Raw genomic sequence first — 16,586 nt, forward strand, 5'->3', positions numbered from 1 at the left:
CCGGTGTGCGCCCGACCCGGTGCCGGGCTCGCGTGACCAGGCTGCCGAGGCGGTGCTCCGGCCCGTTCCGGGACGGTCCGGACCTGTGCATCGCGGTGCACGACGGCTGCCTGTGGAACCCGCGTCGCGTGCGGGACGCGGCACCGCTCGGTAGGCCGCATCCGGCCCTCGGCACGCCACACGTGGCGGTCGGCACCGCGCGGCACGGGGCCCTCACCGTCCGAGCAGGTCGAGCCCCGCGCCGAGGACCACGGGCAGGATCCCGAGGAGGATGAAGGCGGGCAGGAAGCACAGGCCGAGCGGGAGGACGAGGCGGACGCCGAGCCGCGCCGCGGCCTCCTCGGCGGACCGGGCCCGGTCCGCCCGCAGCGTCTCGGCCCGCATGGCCAGCAGCGGTCCGGGGTCGGCGCCGTCGTTCCAGGCGGGCTCGAGGCAGTCGGCCAGCGCCCGCGCGTGGGCGGGCGCGCCGGCCCACGCCTCCTCCCACGGCGCACCGAGCAGGAGGAGGTCTCCGGCCGCGCGCAGCGCCCGGGTGGTGCTCCCGTCGCCGATCTCGGTCAGGGCACCGCCCAGGGCGCGCAGCGCACCGGGCACGGAGCTGCCGGCCGCGAGGGCCGCCCCGCACAGGTCGAGCAGCACGGCGGGGTCGAGGGCGAGTCCGGGCAGGCTCGGCCCGCGTGGCCGTGCGGGAACGGCGACCTGGCGGACCAGCAGCCACGGGGCGACGGCCGCGACGGCGAGCAGGAGCAGGTGGACACTCATGCGTCGGCCGTCTCGGCCCGGCGCTCGTCCCGGAGCACCCAGCACCAGCCGACGACGAGGAACGCCGAGCCGACCACGAGGCACACGGTGCCGAGCCCGCCGTCGAGCAGGACCGCGACGGGGTCGGCCCCGACCGCGGCACCGAGCAGCAGCCCCAGGAGGGGGAGCCAGCCGAGCAACCTGCCGGTCGCTCGCGGCCCGGCGAGCGCGACGGTCCGCGCCCCTGCTGCGCGCGCCGACTCGGCGATGCCTGCGGCGCTGCGGTCGAGGATCTCCGCGAGCGGCGCGCCGGTGGCACGCGTGACGCGGCAGGCTGCGACGACACCCGCAAGCGCGCCGCGGGCGGAGGCCCGCTCCGCCCGGTTGCCGAGCCGGGGCCCGGCCCGGCGGCCCGCGCCCGGCCGCCGGGCGGATCGCGGACCTCCGCCGAGCCGGGCGGCCAGGTCGAGGAGCGCGACGGGGACGCCGCTCTCGTCGAGCTCGGCGCCGGCCACGACGGGTCCCGCATCACCCTGGCCCTCGGCGGTTCCGCCCTGGTGCGGCAGTCCGGACCGGCGCAGCGCGGCGGTCCAGGCCCGGCCCGGGTCCGACCCGGCGCGCAGCCGCATGGCGACCTCCGACACCAGCAGGCCGGGGTCGAGCTGCACCGGCCGGCCCCGCCGCCCGCGCCGCGCCAACGGGGCCGCGGGACCGACGGCGCGACGAGCCGGCCGCCGCACGCGCCTGGGCGGCGGTGCGAGGAGCGCGACGGCGAGCAGCACGAGCAGGCCGGCGAGCAGGACACCGGGCGTCATGCCCCGGCCCTCGTCCGTGCGCGGACGGCGCGCCGACCGGGCTCCGCGCGCGCACCGTCGGCGCCGGCCGGGTGCCGGTCAGGGCCGCCGTCCTGCACCGGGGCGGCAGCGAGGGCGGTGGCCACGACGTCGTCGCCGACCCGGTGCGCCAGCCGGTCGACCCCGGGGCCGCCCGTCACCCATCCGTCCGGCGCGACGGTCAGCGCGTCGACGCAGTCCAGCTGCGCGCCGGACCGGACGAGCACGCCGATCTGGGCGACGTGCCGGCGACCGTCGGTCCGCCGCAGGTGCACCACGGCGTCGATCCCGGACGCGGCCTGTGCGGCGAGCGTGGACTCGGTCATCCCGGCGAGCGCCGCGAGGGCGACGAGGCGGCTGGGCACGTCCTGCGCCGTGTTCGCGTGCACCGTCGCCCACCCGCCCTCGTGGCCCGTGTTGAGCGCGCCGAGGACGTCGCGGACCTCTGCGCCACGACACTCGCCGAGCACGATGCGGTCCGGCCGCATCCGCATCGCGGCGCGCACGAGGTCGGCCAGCGTGACCTCGCCGGCCATCTGGACGTTGGGCCGCCGGACCTGGAGATGGACGACGTGCGGGTGCGTGGGGCGCAGCTCGATCGAGTCCTCGAGGCAGACGATGCGCTCGCGGTGGTCGACGAGTCCGAGGAGCGCGGCGAGCATCGTGGTCTTGCCCGTGCCGGTGGCGCCGGAGAGCACGACGTTGGCCCGGCTGCGCACCAGGGCGCGCAGCACGGGTGCGACGTGCGCCGGCACCGCGCCCAGGCCGACGAGGTCCACCAGCGACAGGGTCCGGTCCCGGAAGGTGCGCAGGGAGATCGTCGTCCCGTCCGCGGCGAGCGGCGGGAGGACGGCGTGCAGCCGGGTCCCGTCCGGCAGGGTGCCGTCGACGACGGGTGCGGCGTCGTCCAGCCGCCGGCCGCACGCGGCCGCGAGCCGGGTCGCGAGCCCCCGCACGGCGCTCTCGTCGCCGAGCACCCGACGCGGGTCGGGCACCCGGACGAGCCCCTCGCCGCGGTCCGCCCACACTCCCGAGGGGCCGTTGACGAGGACGTCGGTGACGTCGGGGGCGGCCAGCAGGGGGGCGAGCAGGGTGCCCGCGCCGAGAAGCTCGGCACGCAGGTCGTGCTCGAGGCGCAGGAGCGTGCCGGACCCGAGGGCATCGACCGTGCCGGCGCCGAGCGCCTCGGTGACGTCCCGCCCGGCGGCGACCTCGGCGCGCACCCAGGAGGCACCGCCGACCGGCGCGGGCCGACCCCTCACGGGAGGAGCCCCAGCGCGCCCGCGACCTCCTCCGCGGCGGAGCGCAACGGCCCGCGCCGTGTCCCGGGGACGACCCCGTGCTCGACGCCTGCGTCGAGCGTGCGCACGTGTCGTACCACGCCACGTAGCGGCAGCCCGCAGGCCTCCGCCACGTCGGACGCGAGGACGTCCTCCCCGCTGCGTCGGCGCACGACCAGCGAGATCTCCGGTCCGCCCGCGGGCCTCGCGAGCGCTCGCGCCGCGGCTGCCGCGGCGGCGCCGCCGCGCAGCCCGGCGCTCGCCGTCAGCACGAGGTGGTCGAGGTCGTCGATCAGCGACGGGCGGGAGTCCTGAGCGCGGACGAGGACGGTGCGCGGCAGGTCGAGCACGACGACCTCGGAGGCCTGGGCGACGGCGCGCACGGCCCGGGCCACGACGGGCTCGTCGACGTCGGCTCCCCCGCGCAGATCTCCCCCGAGGAGGCGGACGTGCTCGAACGCGGGCAGGGAGGTGGCGAGCCGCTCGGGCAGAAGCGTGCCCTCCTGACGCCGGAGGTCCGCCCACCGCGTCCCCGGGTCGCGCTCGAGGCCCGTAAGGAGCTCGACGACGCCTCCGGCCGGGTCGAGGTCGACGAGCGAGACGGGGATCCCGGCGCGTACCGGCACGCTCGCGAGCGCCACCGCGAGCATCGTGGTCCCCGAGCCCCCGTGGGCACCCACGACCCCCACCCGGGTCGCCCGTGCGGGCACCGCGCCGAGCAGCAGGTCCAGCAGCCGTTCCTCGTCCCTGGGGACCTGCAGGCGGGCCCCTACCTCCGGGCCCGCGACCACCACCAGCTCGCCCGAGCCGACGTCGTCGAGGACGATCGCCGCGCAGCGCCAGTCGTCGCTCACGCGCACGCCACCCAGCTCGCCGAGCCGCCGCACCGCGTCCCGGCCGGCCGAGTCCGGCGCCCCTCCCCGCACGGCCACGACCGCCGTCGTCCCACCCATGGTCACCCTCCGTCCGCGGCACGGGATGCGCCGTCGGAACCGACGCTGCCGCACCCGACCGGGCGCTCGCCCTGGACCTGTGGACCACGACTCGTCGTCATGCCCTGTGGACCGGCGACGGGGCCCGCGGGGAACGGCGACGGCCTCCGTGGCGACCGGGGGTGGGCGCCCGCGGGGACCGCGGCGGCCCGACTACCCTGGTGCCGACTCGTCCGACCCGCGGGCGCCCGACCGGAGGCCAGAGCTCGATGTCGTCGCCGTCCGGACCCGCCCCCACGCCGGTGTCCGCGGAGACTCCCGAGGACGCCGGGGACACGGACGGTTCCGTGCCCCGCGCGAGGGCCGGGGGCACGTCGGCGGGTCGTGCCCGGCGGCGTCGGCCCTACCGGCGTCGCACGCGGCTGCCCCAGCACGCGTGGGCCGTCGTGTTCGCCGTCCTTCTCGTCCCCGGCACGCTCGGCGTCCTCGCCGTGCTGCCGTGGGCCTCGGCCCGGGTGGTGGCGACCTCCGGCACCGACGGTGCCCTCGGACCCATGGCCGCGCTGTTGGCTCTCACGCTGGCCGCCCTCGTGCTCAGCTGGCTCGTCGGCTGGGCGACCGCCGTGTTCTCGTCCCTGACGGCCTGGCTCTACGCGCTCGGCGGCTGGCTGGTCGTCTCGCTCTCGGCCGACCGTCTCGCCGAGGCGAACCCGCCCGCCGCGTTCAGGCGGGCCGCCGACGGGTTGCACGTGCTCGCCGAGCACGGGACCGCCACCGTCGCGGTCGTCCTGGTGGCCGGTGTCGCGATCGGCACCTCGATCGCGCGCCGGGCCGGCCGCTCCGACGAGCGCGCCGAGGCCACCACCGGGCACGAGCGATCCCGCCGCGGGGACCACGTCCTGGCGACCGCGCCCGCCGTGGTGCTCGGCGCCGCCGGTGCGTGGTTCGTCGCGCTCGCCTCACCCGGGCGTCCCGAGGGCGACGGCTGGGGGTCGTGGCTGCTGCTCCTCGGCGCCGTGCTCCTGGCGGCGTGCGCCGCGACGTCGGGGATCTCCTCGATCGGGGGGCAGGTCGCCGGCGGGCTCCTCGTGGTCCTGTGCCTGCTGCACACGTCGTTGCTCGGCACCGGGCCGGTCCCCGTGGACCTCGACCCCGGCCAGTCCTCGAGCGCCCTCGCCGACGGCACGCTCCTGACCCTCGGGATCGCCCTGGCGATGGGGACGTCCGGCGCACACTGGGCGCGCCGGTCGGGCAAGCGGTACGAACGCACCGAGATGGCCATCGCGCAGGTCTCCCGCACGGGCGACCCCGCCGCCCGTCGCACCCCTCGCCGCCCCGTGTGACGCGCGCAACGCGCCGGGGCGCCTCCGCGGCGCGCGCGAGATGCGGCCGTAGCGTGGCGGGAGACAGGTGGGAGGCCGTCCCGCCACGCCCACGTCATGTCGAGGAGGCAGTCACGGTGACGGACAACCCGACCACGGACGGGTCGCGCACGTCGGCCGACGAGGAGCTGGCCGCGGCGCGTCGCCGCGCGCTGCTGCCCACCTCCTCCCCCGACAGGTTCCAGCCCCGCCCGGGTCCGGAGGAGACCGGGGCGCCCGCGGCCGAGGTCGACGACGACGCCGCCACCGAGCGGGATGCCACCGAGCGGGATGCCACCGAGCGGGATGCCGCCGCCGAGCACGCGGCCGGTACCGACGGCCGCGAGCCCGAGCGGACCGAGGCCGCACCCGCGGAGCCCGACCCCGCCGACCGGGCACACGCCGACGACGTCGACACCGTCGTGGTCGCCGACGACGCAGACCCGGCAGCGCCGCACGGCGCCACCGGCAGCGGCGCACGGGCCGCCCGACCGGACGACACGTCGGTCACGGCCCCACCGCCCCCGACCGGCGAGGAGACCGCCGAGGACGAGGTCGACGCCGACTCCTGGGACGCCGCGTTCGCCTCCGGCGGCGACGGCGTGCCGACGGCGGCCGAGCACCCCGCCGACGCACCCGACACGGACCCGCAGACCGCTGACGCACGCGACGCGGACGCGCACTCCGCGGACACGGACGGCGCGCCCTCCTCCGGCACCACCACCGTCGGCGCGCCCACGACCACCACCGCACCCACCACCACCGCCGCTCCGGCGGACGACGAGGACGACGAGGCCTGGACGCCGCTGTTCGCCGCCTCGCGCGCGGCGGCCGCCCGCAGCGCCGGCTCGGCCGACGCGGCGCAGGGGCACGCGCCCGACTCCGCCGTGCCCACGACCACCACTCCTGACGCCCCGGACTCCGACGACACGGCCACGACCAGGCTCGCCGCCGGTGGAGCCGCCCGCAGCGGTCGCGGCGGCAGCACGCCCGAGTCGAGGGCGGCGGCGTCCACCGCGGGTGCGACCGCAGCGGGTACGACCGCCGCCGGCACCGCGGCGGGCTCGACGACCACCGGCCGGAAGGACCAGGGACTGCCCGACACCTGGGACGGCGACGCCCCGCAGGACGCCCCGCCGAGCCGGGGCGCGGGCACGCACGTCTGGGTCCTGCTCGTCTCCCTCGTCCTGGCCCCCGTGGCCTGGTACCTCGTCGCCGACGCCGGGGCGCGCCTCTCCAACGGCGAGAGCACCGCCTGGGTGACCGGCGACGTCGTCGCCGAGCACGTGGCCGAGCTTGGCGCCGGTGCGCTCCTCGTCCTGCTCCTCGTCCTCCTCGCCCGCGTCAGCTCGCTCGGCGCCTGGGTGTGGGGCATCGTCGGGACCGTGCTCGGCGCCGCCTGGCTCGTCGTCCCGGGTCCCCTGTCCGACCTGCTCGACCCGTTCCTCGACGGCCTGACGAACCTGTCCGGCGTCGAGTCGCTGGGCGAGAACATCGCCGCGCACCTCGTGACGGACGGGACGTCCGGGCGCCTTCTCATGTACGGGCTCGCGCTTCTCGGCGTCGCCATCGCCACCCACGGGGCTCGCCGGGCGGGCCGTGCGGAGGGCGTCTTCGTCGCGGAGGAGCGGCGCGCCACCCGCCCCCGGGGCTAGGCTCGTACCCGGACACGGAACCGGGCCCGCAGGGCCCGCAACGGCGAAGGGGCCCCGATGACGACCGACGAGACGACCGGCGGAGTGGACAACCTGCTCACCGAGACGCGCACGTTCGCACCCGACCCGGAGTTCGCCGCCCAGGCGAACGCAGGGGCCGACCTCTACGACACTGCCGCCGCCGACACCGACGCGTTCTGGCTCGACCAGGCGCGCGACCTGCTCACCTGGCGCACCGAGCCCACGCAGTCCCTCGACTGGTCGGGCGCCCCGGTGGCCCGCTGGTTCGCGGACGGCACCCTCAACGCGTGCGAGAACGCCGTCGACCGGCACGTCGCGGCCGGGCACGGCGACCGGGTGGCCATCCACTTCGAGGGCGAGCCGGGCGACCGGTACGACCTCACGTACGCCGAGCTGCTCGAGCAGGTCTCGCGCGCCGCCGGAGCGCTGGAGGCCCTCGGCGTCACGACCGGCGACCGCGTGGCGATCTACCTGCCGATGATCCCCGAGGCCGTGGTCGCGATGCTCGCCTGCGCACGCATCGGCGCCGTCCACTCCGTGGTCTTCGGCGGGTTCTCCGCCGACGCCCTCCACTCCCGGATCATCGACGGCGACGCGCGGCTCGTCGTCACCGCCGACGGCGGCTGGCGCCGCGGCAAGCAGCTCCCCCTCAAGCGGGCGGTCGACGACGCGCTCGCCAAGGGCGGCACGAACGTCGAGCACGTCCTCGTCGTGCGCCGTACCGGCCAGGAGACCGACTGGACCGAGGGTCGCGACGTCGAGTGGGCCGAGGCGCTGGCCGCGGCCCCGGCGGAGCACGAGCCCGTCGCCGTCGAGGCCGAGCACCCCCTGTTCCTCCTCTACACGTCCGGCACGACCGGGAAGCCCAAGGGCATCCTCCACACGACCGGCGGATACCTCACCCAGTCGCAGTACACGTTCCACAACGTGTTCGACCACAAGGCCGGGCAGGACGTCTTCTGGTGCACCGCCGACGTCGGGTGGGTCACCGGGCACTCCTACGTCGTCTACGGACCGCTGTCCGACGGCGTCACGCAGGTCCTGTACGAGGGCACCCCGGACACCCCGCACCAGGGCAGGTGGTGGGAGATCGTCGAGCGGTACGGCGTGACGCTCCTCTACACCTCGCCGACCGCGATCCGCACGTGCATGAAGTGGGGCGAGGACGTCCCGGGGAAGTTCGACCTGTCGAGCCTGAGGCTGCTCGGCACCGTCGGTGAGCCCATCAACCCCGAAGCGTGGATGTGGTACCGCCGCGTCATCGGCGCCGAGCGCACGCCCGTGGTCGACACGTGGTGGCAGACCGAGACCGGCGCGATCATGATCGCGCCGCTGCCGGGCGTGACCTCGACGCAGCCCGGCTCGGCCACGAAGCCCCTGCCGGGCATCTCCGCGGAGATCCTCGACGACGCCGGCAAGGCCGTCACCGACGGCCAGGGGGGCTACCTCGCGCTGACCGCGCCGTGGCCGGCGATGACCCGTGGCATCTGGGGCGACGAGCAGCGGTTCGTCGACACGTACTGGTCGCGCTTCCCGGGCAGCTACTTCGCGGGCGACGGCGCGCGCAAGGACGACGAGGGCGACATCTGGTTCCTCGGCCGCGTCGACGACGTGATGAACGTGTCCGGCCACCGCCTGTCCACCACGGAGATCGAGTCCTCCCTCGTCTCGCACCCGAAGGTCGCCGAGGCCGCCGTCGTCGGAGCGAAGGACGACACGACCGGCCAGGCCGTCGTCGCGTTCGTCATCCTGCGCGGCGACGCGCTCCAGGAGGCCGACGAGCCCGGCGAGGGGTCCGACGTCGTCGGCGAGCTGCGCGCGCACGTCGCCGCCCAGATCGGACCGATCGCCCGGCCGCGGACGCTCCACGTGGTCGCCGAGCTGCCGAAGACCCGCTCGGGGAAGATCATGCGCCGCCTGCTGCGCGACGTCGCCGAGGGCCGCGACGCCGGCGACGTGACCACGCTCGCCGACACCTCGGTGATGGACCAGATCACCCGGGGGATGCAGCAGGACTGACCGCGGGGCTACGCGACCCCGACCCGGGGGCACAGCCCGCGCAGGACGCACGACCCGCACGCCGGGGCGCCCGACGTGCACACGGCCCGGCCGTGGGCGATGAGCCGGTGGCACGCGAACGTCCAGTCCCGCTCGGGCAGCGCCTGGGCGAGGTCCTTCTCGACGGCGGGCGGCGACGTCGCCCGGCTGAGGCCGAGCCGCCGGGCGAGCCGGCCGACGTGCGTGTCCACGGTGATCGCCGGGACGTCGAAGGCGTTGCCGAGGACGACGTGCGCGGTCTTGCGGCCCACGCCCGGCAGGGCGACCAGGGCGTCACGGTCCGGCGGGACCTCGCCGGCGTGGTCGTGGACCAGCGCGGCGGCGAGCCCGACGAGCTGGGTGGCGCGGCGGGCCTGGAAGCCGAGCGTGCGGACCACCTCCCGGACCTCGTCGGGGTCCGCGCCCGCGAGGTCCTCGGGCGTGGGCCAGCGGCGGAACAGCTCGGGGGTGACGGTGTTGACCCGCTCGTCGGTGGTCTGCGCCGACAGGACGGTGGCGACGAGCAGCTCGAACGGACCGGAGTGGTCGAGCGCGCAGCGGGCGTCCGGGTAGGCGCGGGCGAGCACGGCGTCGACCTCCCGGCCGTACTCGTCGCCCTCGCCGTCGCCCCGGGGCGCCTCCCCGGCCGTCTGCGCAGATCCCCGGACCACGTCCCGATGCTACGTCGCGGCGAGGCTCGGTGCCTTGGATCACAGAGAATGGCAGGATAGGGAGGTAGTGCCCCGAGGTACTGCCCGCCGCGAGAAGAAGGAGAAGCGCCGTGGATGGTGACGTCATCGACTCGGTCCCCCTGTTCGAGGACCTCGAGGAGGCCGACCGCGCCGCCCTCTTGCAGGTCATGGGGCAGATCAAGCTGCGCCGTGGCGAGATCCTGTTCCGAGAGGGGGAGCCGGGCGACCGCCTGTACATCCTGATCGACGGCAAGGTGAAGGTGGGGCACCGTTCGGCCGACGGCCGCGAGAACCTGCTCGCCGTGCTCGGTCCGGGCGAGCTGCTCGGCGAGCTCACCCTGTTCGATCCGGGACCGAGGTCGACGACGGCGACCGCCGTCGCGCCGACCCGCATGCTGGTGCTCGAGCACCGGGACCTCATGGAGTACGTCGACACCCGCCCCGGCCTGGGCAAGCGGCTCCTGCGCTCGCTCGCGCAGCGGCTGCGCCGCACCAACACCGCGCTCGGCGACCTCGTCTTCTCCGACGTGCCCGGCCGCGTGGCCAAGGCCCTGCTCGACCTCGCCGACCGCTTCGGCGAGTCGACCTCCGAGGGCGTCCACGTCCCGCACGACCTCACTCAGGAGGAGCTCGCCCAGCTGGTCGGCGCCTCCCGCGAGACGGTCAACAAGTCGCTCGCCGACTTCGTCTCCCGCGGCTGGATCCGCCTCGAGGGCCGCGCCGTCCTGCTCCTCGACATCGAGCGTCTGCGCCGCCGCGCCCGCTGACCCCGACGACCCCGCCCCGGTCCGTGCGTCCCACGGCCCGGGGCGCCGTCGTGGGGGCGCCTGCCGACACCCGCCGAGGAGCCCACGTGAATCTGCCTGCCGACGCCATCAGCGTCGACGCCCACTATGACCTCGTCGTCCTCGGCGCCGGCTCCGGGAACTCGATCCCCTCCCCCGAGCTCGACGACCGGTCGATCGCCATCGTCGAGGAGGGACGGTTCGGGGGCACCTGCCTCAACGTCGGCTGCATCCCCACGAAGATGTACGTCTACGCCGCCGACGTCGCGTTGGAGACCGCCGGGGCCGGCCGGCTCGGCCTGGACGCCGAGGTCACCTCCGTCGACTGGCCCGGCATCGTCTCGCGCGTGTTCGAGCAGCGGATCGACCCGATCGCCGCCGGCGGCGAGGAGTACCGCCGCGGTCCGCGCACGCCGAACATCGACGTCTACGACCAGCACGCCGTCTTCGTCGGCGAGCGCACGCTGCGCACCGGGCAGGGGGCCGAGCAGAGGATCATCTCCGGCGACCAGATCGTGGTCGCCGCGGGCTCGAGGCCGGCGGTCCCCGACGCGATCGCGGCCTCGGGCGTGCACCTGCACACCAACGAGGACATCATGCGGCTGCCGGACCTGCCGCGCTCCGTCGTCATCGTCGGCGGCGGATTCATCGCCATGGAGTTCGCCCACGTCTTCGACGCCCTCGGGTCGCGGGTCACGATCGTCTCCCGCTCACCGCTCCTGCGGCACCTCGACGCCGACCTCGGTGAACGCTTCAACGACCTGGCGCGGGCCCGGTTCGACCTGCGCGAGGGGCGCACCGTCGTCGGGGCCGAGCAGTTGGCGGACGGCGTGAGCCTGCGCCTCGACGACGGCACGACGGCGGACGCGCAGGTCCTGCTCGTGGCGACCGGCCGCACGCCGAACGGCGACCGTCTCGACCTCGCGGCCGGCGGCATCGAGACGCTCGACGACGGGCGGCTCGCGGTCGACGAGTTCGGTCGGTCGACGACCGCGCCGGGCGTGTGGGCGCTCGGTGACGTCTCCTCGCCGTACATGCTCAAGCACGTGGCCAACGCCGAGGCGCGGGTGATCCACCACAACCTGCTCCACCCGGACGACCTGCGGCGCCTGCCGCACGACCACGTCCCCGCCGCCACGTTCACGCACCCGCAGATCGCCACCGTCGGCATGACCGAGGAGCAGGCGAGGGCCGCGGGGCACGACGTGACGGTCAAGGTGCAGAGCTACGGGGACGTGGCCTACGGGTGGGCCATGGAAGACACCACCGGCATCGTCAAGCTCGTGGCGGACCGCAGCACCCGCCGGCTGCTGGGGGCCCACTACATGGGCCCGCAGGCCTCGACCCTCGTCCAGCAGATGATCACGGTCCTCGCGTTCGACCTCGACCTGCGCGAGGTCGCGCGGAACCAGTACTGGATCCACCCCGCCCTGCCGGAGGTCACCGAGAACGCGCTGCTGGGCCTCGACCTGCGCTGACGCGCCCGGCGCGCGGCGGGTCGCGTCCTCGTCGGGGCCGGCCGTGCGCCGACCGGCCGGCTCAGTCCTCCTCGGGCGAGAGCTCGACGAGGAGCTCGACCTCCACCGGGACGCCGAGCGGCAGCACGGCGACGCCGACGGCCGAGCGCGCGTGCCGGCCGAGGTCCCCGAAGATCTCGCCGAGCAGCTCGGAGGCGCCGTTGACGACCTGCGGCTGGCCGGTGAAGCCCGGCGCCGAGGCGACGAAGCCGGTCACCTTGACGACGCGGGCGACCGCGTCGAGGGAGCCGGCGAGCGAGCGGACGGCGGCGAGCGCGTTGAGGGTGGCGGTCCGTGCCGCGGCGTACGCGTCCTCGGCGGAGACCTCCGCGCCGACCAGGCCGAGGTGGGTCGGCTCGCCGCCGACGACCGGCAGCTGGCCGGAGGTCTGGACGTGCGTTCCGGTGCGGACGGCGGGCACGTAGGCCGCGACCGGGGTCGCCACGGCAGGGAGCTGGATCCCGAGCTCGACGAGCCGGGCCTCCGCGCCCATCAGGCGCTCGTGGGGCGCTTGAGGTAGGCCACCGGGTTCGTGGTGCCCTCGGGGCCCGGGACGATCTGGACGAGCTCCCAGCCGTCGGCCCCCCACTGGTCGAGGATCGCCTTGGTCTGGTGGCTGATGAGCGGGATGGTCGCGTACTCCCAGGTAGTCATGCGCCGATCCTAGAGGGGTGCGTCAGGTCGTGGCACGCGCCATGAGCAGGCGCGGGGCCTCGGCCTGCCGGAGCTGGGCGATGACGGCGTCGTCCTCGCGGCGCAGCGCCTCGCTCCACGAGGTGACGGCGGGGTACCGGCGCTGCAGCGCGCGACGCTCGCGCTCGGTCAGGCCGCCCCAGACGCCCTGGACCGGGCCCGCCTCGAGGGCGTCGGCCAGGCACTCGAGTCGGACGGGACAGGCGAAGCACACGGACCGGACCTGCCGCTGTGCGGGGCCCTCAGCGAAAAGGACGTCGGGGTCCAGATCAGCGCACGCTGCCCTCATCGTCCAGCTTGCGTCACTCAACGCGTCACACCTTTCTTTGCCTCATCGTGTCGCGACGCACCGGGACGGACGTTGCCGGAACGAAACGCGACGCGCCGAAGTTAGCCCCAATTCCTGGGTTATGGGAAGACCCTCGGGCTCAGGTGAGACGAAATCGCCACGCAGACCTCGCTCGTGAGTGACCTGGCTTGCACCGCTGCCGGTGGCTCGCTGCGTACCCTGACGCCCATGAGTCGCAGCTCCTCACGATCCCGCCGCGCGCTGCGCGTGGACCAGGCGCTCGTCACGCTTCTCGCGTTCCTCCTGGTCTCGATCATGGGGGGGCTGCTCGGTGCCGCGCTCGTCATGCCCGCCGTGGCTACGACCGGCCAGGTCACGCGCGCCGGCACGGAGCTGTTCAGCGACCTGCCGGCCGAGCTCGGCATCCCCGAGCCCTCGGAGCGGTCGACGATCCTGGCTGCCGACGGCACGGTGCTGAGCACGTTCTACGCGGAGAACCGGATCATCGTCGAGTCGGAGGCCATCGACAACGACATGCGCAACGCCGTGGTCGCCATCGAGGACGAGCGGTTCTACCAGCACAACGGCGTCGACCTCCAGGGCATCATGCGCGCCACCGTCAACAACCTCACGGGTGGCGCGCTCGCCGGCGCCTCCACCCTCACGCAGCAGTACGTGAAGAACCTGCTCATCGAGCAGGGCCGGCGCTCGGGCGACGCCGAGGCGATCGAGGGCGCGACCGAGACGTCGCTGGGCCGCAAGCTCCGCGAGGCCCAGCTGGCCATCGCGCTCGAGCAGCAGCAGTCGAAGGACCAGATCCTCACCGGCTACCTCAACATCGCGCAGTTCGGTCCGTCGGTCTACGGCGTGGAGTCCGCGGCGCAGCACTACTTCAACCACTCGGCGGCGGACATGAGCGTGGCCGAGTCCGCGCTCCTCGCGGGCATCACGCAGTCCCCCGCGCGCTGGGACCCGGTCGCGCACCCGGACAACGCCCAGGTCCGCCGCGACCTCGTCCTGGACAACATGCTGCGCCTGGAGTTCATCACCGAGGAGCAGCACGCGGAGGCGATCGCCACCCCCGTGGAGGAGATGCTCGACGTCACCTACACCCAGAACGGGTGCGGGGCCGCCGGCAACGCCGCCTACTTCTGCGACTACGTCGTCAAGGACCTCCTGGCGAACGAGGAGTGGGGCGAGTCCCTCGCCGACCGTCAGGCGATGCTCTACCGCGGCGGCCTGACCATCACCACCACGCTCGACCTCGACCGGCAGGCCGCGGCCTACGAGACCGTGACGGCGAACGTCCCCGTCACCGACCCGTCCGACATCCGCATGGCGCTGACGTCGATCGAGCCCGGCACGGGTCGGATCCAGGCGATGGTCCAGAACACGAACTACGGCCCACCGACGGAGACCGACCAGGACGCCACGCTCATCAACCTCAACGTCGGCACGGACCGCGGTGGCGGCAACGGCTTCCTCACCGGCTCGTTCTTCAAGGTCTTCACGCTCACCGAGTGGGTGGACCAGGGGCACTCGATCAACGACCGGGTCAACGCCACGGACCGCGCGTTCCAGCGCTCGGAGTGGAACATCTCCTGCATGCCCGAGGTGGCCGACGACTACGAGCCCGGCAACCTCGAGAGCGGCCTGGGCGCGGCCCGCGGCCTCGTGACGGTCCACGACGCGACCGCACGGTCGATCAACACCCCGTTCATCGAGATGGGCACGCAGCTCGACCTGTGCGGCATCATCGACACCGCCGCCGCGATGGGTGTGGACGCCCAGGCCAACGGCGACCCGATGGTCCCGCGCCCCTCGATGCTGCTCGGCACGAACCAGAACACCCCGATCCAGATCGCCGAGGCCGTCGCGACGCTCGCCGCCGAGGGCGTGCACTGCGACCCGGTGGCGATCCTCGCGGTCACCGACAGCGCCGGCAACGACGTTCCCCTCCCGCCCGCGAGCTGCGAGGAGGCGCTCGCCCCCGAGGTGGCGGCCGAGGTGACGACCGCGCTCGAGTCGGTGGTGCAGCCGAACTCGACGGGCTCGAACGCCGTCCTGCCCGACGGGCGGCCGGCGGCCGGGAAGACCGGCACGGCCAACCTCGACGCCGCCGCGTGGTTCGCCGGCTACACCCCCCAGCTCGCCTCGGCGATCTGGATGGGGCACATCGACTCCAACGAGTCGATGTTCGACTCCACGATCAACGGCCAGTTCCACGAGGAGGTCTACGGCGGCCTGTACCCGGCGATGGTGTTCTCCGAGTACACCGCCCGGGCGCTCGAGGGCGAGCCCGTCCTCCAGTTCCCCGACCGGACGACGAACCGGCCCTCGAACGCCGACGACGATGACGACGACGCACCCGGCGTCAACGTGCCCGATGTCGTCGGGTACTCGGTCGACGACGCCACGACCCTGCTCGAGCGCGCCGGCTTCACCGTGAGCGTGGGCGCCGAGCGCCCCTCGGAGTGGCGCGCGGGCGGCGTGGCTGCGAGCAGCCCCGCGTCGGGCTCGTCCGCTCCGCGCGGGTCGGTCGTCAACATCTACCCCTCGTCCGGCCCGCCGAGCGAGGAGCCGGCCTCCGAGCCTCCGACCACGGAGGAGCCCTCGCCGTCCGACCCACCGTCGGACGACGAGACCGAGGCGCCGTCCGGCGGGGACGACTGATGGCGGGGGCCTGGCGAGGTGTCGCCAGGAGTGTCGGGCGCGGCGCCGCCCGGATCGGCCGGAACGCGTGGCCGTACGCGCTGGCCGCCGTGCCGGCGGGGGTGGCGACCTGGTCGGTGGCGGAGACCCGGATGTTCACGCTGCGCCACGACCGCGTGACCACGCTCGCGGCGGGCAACGAGCCGCTGCGGGTCCTGCACCTGTCCGACCTGCATCTCCTGCCCACCCAGCGCGCCAAGCTGCGCTGGCTGCGCTCCCTGAAGGACGTCGAGGTCGATCTCGTCGTGCTCACGGGCGACCTCATCGCCTCGCCGGACGCGATCGAGCCGCTGCGCCAGGCGCTCGGCGGTTTCCTCGACGTCCCCGGGTTCTTCGTCCTCGGCTCCAACGACTACACCGCGCCGAGGTGGCGCAACCCGCTGCGCTACCTCACGGGCCCCTCGTCCGAGGACGAGGCGGAGACCGACGAGACGCCGCTCCCGACCGACGAGCTGCGGGCCATGCTCACGTCGGGCTCCTGGACCGACCTGACGAACCGGCGGGACGAGGTCGAGGTGCGCGGCGTACGGGTGACCGCCGTCGGCGTCGACGACGCCCACCTCGATCGCGACCGCTTCCCCGACCGGGCCGCGGCGACCGAGGCAGAGGACCGCGTGCCGACCGTGCACCTCGGCGTGACGCACGCGCCGTACACGCGGGTGCTCGACGCGATGGCCGACGACGGGTGCGACCTCATCCTGGCCGGGCACACGCACGGCGGGCAGGTCCGCGTGCCGCTCTACGGGGCGCTCGTGACCAACTCCGACCTCGACACGGGCCGGGCGTCCGGCCTGCACGGCTGGCCCGGTGCTCGCCCCGACCGCAGGGGCGGCGAGGTCTCGACCTGGCTGCACGTCTCCGCCGGGCTCGGGACCAGCCCCTACGCGCAGGTGCGGTTCGCGTGCCGGCCCGAGGCGACCGTGCTCACGCTCGTGCAACCGCGCGGCGAGGGCTGACCGGGCCGGACGGCACGACGTTCGACCGGCGTCGCGGCCGCGCCTCCTCCGCACCCGCGCATGTGTGGCGTACCACCTGGTC

Annotated in this window: 15 protein-coding genes; 7 read left to right on the top strand and 8 right to left on the bottom strand. The window is 75.1% G+C overall.

Going from position 1 to position 16,586, the window contains the following annotated elements; translation table 11 throughout:
- Window positions 1-213: 213 nt before the first annotated feature.
- The 4 genes from ACZLKG_RS15605 to ACZLKG_RS15620 are packed head-to-tail and all read right to left on the bottom strand — an operon-like array spanning window position 214 to window position 3,807.
- Window positions 214-762, bottom strand: a complete 549-nt coding sequence (locus tag ACZLKG_RS15605) for a type II secretion system F family protein (RefSeq protein WP_463649248.1) — start codon at window positions 760-762, stop codon at window positions 214-216.
- Window positions 759-1,556 (bottom strand): type II secretion system F family protein, encoded by a 798-nt coding sequence (locus ACZLKG_RS15610; RefSeq protein WP_463649249.1) that lies wholly within the window; start codon window positions 1,554-1,556, stop codon window positions 759-761. Before ACZLKG_RS15610 ends, ACZLKG_RS15605 begins: the two co-directional genes overlap by 4 nt.
- Complete coding sequence (locus ACZLKG_RS15615; protein ID WP_463649250.1) at window positions 1,553-2,836, bottom strand: TadA family conjugal transfer-associated ATPase; 1,284 nt, start codon at window positions 2,834-2,836, stop codon at window positions 1,553-1,555. Before ACZLKG_RS15615 ends, ACZLKG_RS15610 begins: the two co-directional genes overlap by 4 nt.
- A complete protein-coding gene (locus ACZLKG_RS15620; protein ID WP_463649251.1) occupies window positions 2,833-3,807 on the bottom strand; it encodes a CpaE-like family protein in 975 nt (324 codons plus the stop codon). Before ACZLKG_RS15620 ends, ACZLKG_RS15615 begins: the two co-directional genes overlap by 4 nt.
- Window positions 3,808-4,133: 326 nt before the next feature.
- Between ACZLKG_RS15620 and ACZLKG_RS15625 the strand changes: the two genes are divergently transcribed.
- From ACZLKG_RS15625 to acs, 3 genes are all read left to right on the top strand, one after another.
- On the top strand, window positions 4,134-5,129 hold the full coding sequence (locus ACZLKG_RS15625) for a hypothetical protein (RefSeq protein ID WP_463649252.1): 996 nt from the start codon (window positions 4,134-4,136) through the stop codon (window positions 5,127-5,129).
- A 116-nt stretch (window positions 5,130-5,245) separates the two neighbouring features.
- Complete coding sequence (locus ACZLKG_RS15630) at window positions 5,246-6,802, top strand: hypothetical protein (protein ID WP_463649253.1); 1,557 nt, start codon at window positions 5,246-5,248, stop codon at window positions 6,800-6,802.
- Window positions 6,803-6,859: 57 nt separating this feature from the next.
- The gene (acs, locus tag ACZLKG_RS15635; RefSeq protein WP_425708019.1) at window positions 6,860-8,842 is read left to right on the top strand and encodes an acetate--CoA ligase; all 1,983 of its coding nucleotides are present in this window, start codon (window positions 6,860-6,862) and stop codon (window positions 8,840-8,842) included.
- A gap of 8 nt (window positions 8,843-8,850) precedes the next feature.
- Here the strand turns inward: acs and nth are convergent, their stop codons facing one another.
- Entirely contained in the window at window positions 8,851-9,531 is a 681-nt protein-coding gene (gene nth / locus ACZLKG_RS15640) for an endonuclease III (RefSeq protein ID WP_463649254.1), read from the bottom strand.
- A gap of 110 nt (window positions 9,532-9,641) precedes the next feature.
- On the opposite strand from nth, the gene ACZLKG_RS15645 reads away from it, so the two are divergent.
- Both ACZLKG_RS15645 and mtr read left to right on the top strand, forming a co-directional pair.
- Window positions 9,642-10,319 (top strand): Crp/Fnr family transcriptional regulator, encoded by a 678-nt coding sequence (locus ACZLKG_RS15645; RefSeq protein ID WP_425708017.1) that lies wholly within the window; start codon window positions 9,642-9,644, stop codon window positions 10,317-10,319.
- 86 nt (window positions 10,320-10,405) lie between these two features.
- Window positions 10,406-11,815 (top strand): mycothione reductase, encoded by a 1,410-nt coding sequence (gene mtr, locus ACZLKG_RS15650; RefSeq protein ID WP_463649255.1) that lies wholly within the window; start codon window positions 10,406-10,408, stop codon window positions 11,813-11,815.
- A 61-nt stretch (window positions 11,816-11,876) separates the two neighbouring features.
- Here mtr and ACZLKG_RS15655 read toward each other — a convergent pair whose 3' ends face one another.
- Genes ACZLKG_RS15655 through ACZLKG_RS15665 form a run of 3 tightly spaced genes read right to left on the bottom strand, consistent with a single transcriptional unit; the run spans window position 11,877 to window position 12,836 of the window.
- Window positions 11,877-12,347 (bottom strand): RidA family protein, encoded by a 471-nt coding sequence (locus tag ACZLKG_RS15655; protein ID WP_425708015.1) that lies wholly within the window; start codon window positions 12,345-12,347, stop codon window positions 11,877-11,879.
- Window positions 12,347-12,508 (bottom strand): DUF4177 domain-containing protein, encoded by a 162-nt coding sequence (locus ACZLKG_RS15660; RefSeq protein ID WP_425708014.1) that lies wholly within the window; start codon window positions 12,506-12,508, stop codon window positions 12,347-12,349. Before ACZLKG_RS15660 ends, ACZLKG_RS15655 begins: the two co-directional genes overlap by 1 nt.
- Window positions 12,509-12,530: 22 nt before the next feature.
- On the bottom strand, window positions 12,531-12,836 hold the full coding sequence (locus ACZLKG_RS15665; RefSeq protein WP_463649265.1) for a WhiB family transcriptional regulator: 306 nt from the start codon (window positions 12,834-12,836) through the stop codon (window positions 12,531-12,533).
- A 228-nt stretch (window positions 12,837-13,064) separates the two neighbouring features.
- Between ACZLKG_RS15665 and ACZLKG_RS15670 the strand changes: the two genes are divergently transcribed.
- Both ACZLKG_RS15670 and ACZLKG_RS15675 read left to right on the top strand, forming a co-directional pair.
- A complete protein-coding gene (locus tag ACZLKG_RS15670; RefSeq protein WP_463649256.1) occupies window positions 13,065-15,509 on the top strand; it encodes a penicillin-binding protein in 2,445 nt (814 codons plus the stop codon).
- Window positions 15,509-16,504: a metallophosphoesterase gene (locus ACZLKG_RS15675; RefSeq protein WP_463649257.1), complete on the top strand. Its 996-nt coding sequence runs from the start codon at window positions 15,509-15,511 to the stop codon at window positions 16,502-16,504. Before ACZLKG_RS15670 ends, ACZLKG_RS15675 begins: the two co-directional genes overlap by 1 nt.
- The last annotated feature ends 82 nt before the right edge of the window (window positions 16,505-16,586 follow it).

Source organism: Georgenia sp. Z2081 (assembly GCF_055326445.1).

What these genes read in the sequence shown, in the direction of transcription:
- ACZLKG_RS15605 (WP_463649248.1), bottom strand. Translation starts at nt 762, where the DNA reads ATGAGTGTCCACCTGCTCCTGCTCGCCGTCGCGGCCGTCGCCCCGTGG.
- ACZLKG_RS15610 (WP_463649249.1), bottom strand. Translation starts at nt 1,556, where the DNA reads ATGACGCCCGGTGTCCTGCTCGCCGGCCTGCTCGTGCTGCTCGCCGTC.
- ACZLKG_RS15620 (WP_463649251.1), bottom strand. Translation starts at nt 3,807, where the DNA reads ATGGGTGGGACGACGGCGGTCGTGGCCGTGCGGGGAGGGGCGCCGGAC.
- acs (WP_425708019.1), top strand. Translation starts at nt 6,860, where the DNA reads ATGACGACCGACGAGACGACCGGCGGAGTGGACAACCTGCTCACCGAG.
- ACZLKG_RS15655 (WP_425708015.1), bottom strand. Translation starts at nt 12,347, where the DNA reads ATGGGCGCGGAGGCCCGGCTCGTCGAGCTCGGGATCCAGCTCCCTGCC.
- ACZLKG_RS15660 (WP_425708014.1), bottom strand. Translation starts at nt 12,508, where the DNA reads ATGACTACCTGGGAGTACGCGACCATCCCGCTCATCAGCCACCAGACC.
- ACZLKG_RS15665 (WP_463649265.1), bottom strand. Translation starts at nt 12,836, where the DNA reads ATGAGGGCAGCGTGCGCTGATCTGGACCCCGACGTCCTTTTCGCTGAG.
- ACZLKG_RS15670 (WP_463649256.1), top strand. Translation starts at nt 13,065, where the DNA reads ATGAGTCGCAGCTCCTCACGATCCCGCCGCGCGCTGCGCGTGGACCAG.
- ACZLKG_RS15675 (WP_463649257.1), top strand. Translation starts at nt 15,509, where the DNA reads ATGGCGGGGGCCTGGCGAGGTGTCGCCAGGAGTGTCGGGCGCGGCGCC.